General features: G+C 62.9%; 2 protein-coding genes. One reads left to right on the top strand and one right to left on the bottom strand.

What is annotated here, in order from left to right; translation table 11 throughout:
• The coding region (locus tag RA24_RS21555; protein ID WP_039194381.1) for an ABC transporter transmembrane domain-containing protein at window positions 1-556 on the bottom strand (556 nt) is incomplete at its 3' end.
• A gap of 267 nt (window positions 557-823) precedes the next feature.
• On the opposite strand from RA24_RS21555, the gene RA24_RS21560 reads away from it, so the two are divergent.
• Complete coding sequence (locus RA24_RS21560; protein WP_039194385.1) at window positions 824-1,117, top strand: DUF2218 domain-containing protein; 294 nt, start codon at window positions 824-826, stop codon at window positions 1,115-1,117.
• Window positions 1,118-1,308 lie beyond the last annotated feature (191 nt).

Raw genomic sequence — 1,308 nt, forward strand, 5'->3', positions numbered from 1 at the left:
CCGCCAGCCGCCAGTCGATCTGCGACAGCACCACCACCGCGCCGATCATATAGGTGACGGCAAACAGCACCGCCTCGAACAGCATATGCACGCTGTCCTGCACCGCAGGCCCCATCTGCATTACCCGGTTGCTCAGCCGCCCGGCAAAATCGTTCTGAAAGAACCCCGCCGACTGCCCCAAGAGATGCCGGTGCGCCTGCCAGCGCACCTGCTCCTGCAGGTTCGATGACAGCGTCTGCTCCAGCAAGAGGTGATTGAGCCCCACCAGCGACGGCCGCACAACCAGCACACAGAACAGCGCCAGCAGCATCTCGGTGCCATGCGCGTCCCAGAACGCGCCCGCGCCGGTCTCCGCCATCAGATCGACCACCCGGCCGGAATAGAAGATCAGCCCGCTCTCCATCAGCGCGGTCAAAACGCCGGTGGCAAACATCAGCGGCAGCCATTTTCGGTAGGGCCCCAGCTGCTGCGCCAGATAGGCCCTTAAATTGGCCCGCGGCGGCGCCTGATGGGCCGGCGCAAAGGGATCGACAAGGTTTTCAAAAGCCCGGAACATTGTGGAGGCCTCTCAAGGATTTTCGTGGAACCGCTTGAGATGTGGGTCGCCGTATCCGCCCGCCCGAAGCCCTGAAAACAGAGACTAACAAGGGCAAGGGCGCGGATCCTGCCTGCACCGCAGCCTGGCCCTTCTACGCATCCAGGCCCCGCTTGTCAGCAGCGAAATTCACGCCCCGGCGGCAAAATGCGCGCCAGTTTTCCGCTTGCGGCAGGCTTGCAGCGCGTTATTGTGCCGCAATCTGAGTAAAACACTAAGGATTACAACATGCTCACCGATCAGGGCCATTTTGAGACCCCGAACGCCTCCAAATACCTGCAGCAGCTGTGCAAACATTTTGCGCATAAGGTGCCCGTGGACCACAATGACACCCGCGGCACCATCGCGCTGGGAATGGGCCCGGCCACCCTGCAGGCCACAGAAAACACCCTGACTGCCGAAGTCACCGCGCCGGATGTAGCTGACCTGGCCGAGGCGCGCGACATCATCGACCGCCACCTCATCCGCTTCGCCTTCCGCGAGGAGTTTGAGGCCATGACCTGGCAGTCAGACGCCGCCTGACCCGATAATCTTGACAAAACGGGTTGGTTTTCCTACCCGTGACCCCGCGTTTCCCCCTGAGACGCTTGCAGCAAGGCATTCCCCGCTCCCTCAGGGGCCGCCCAGCCATCCCGACAATCTGACGCCGCCCCTGCGGCGCCTCTGGCTGGAGACCGGTCCATGACCCTTCGTTTGCCCGCAGCCGCGGCTGC

The organism is Leisingera sp. ANG-M6, from assembly GCF_000813905.1.
In the GTDB taxonomy this organism is placed as follows: domain Bacteria; phylum Pseudomonadota; class Alphaproteobacteria; order Rhodobacterales; family Rhodobacteraceae; genus Leisingera.

Coding starts and splice junctions, on each gene's coding strand:
- RA24_RS21560 (WP_039194385.1), top strand. CDS start 824: ATGCTCACCGATCAGGGCCATTTTGAGACCCCGAACGCCTCCAAATAC.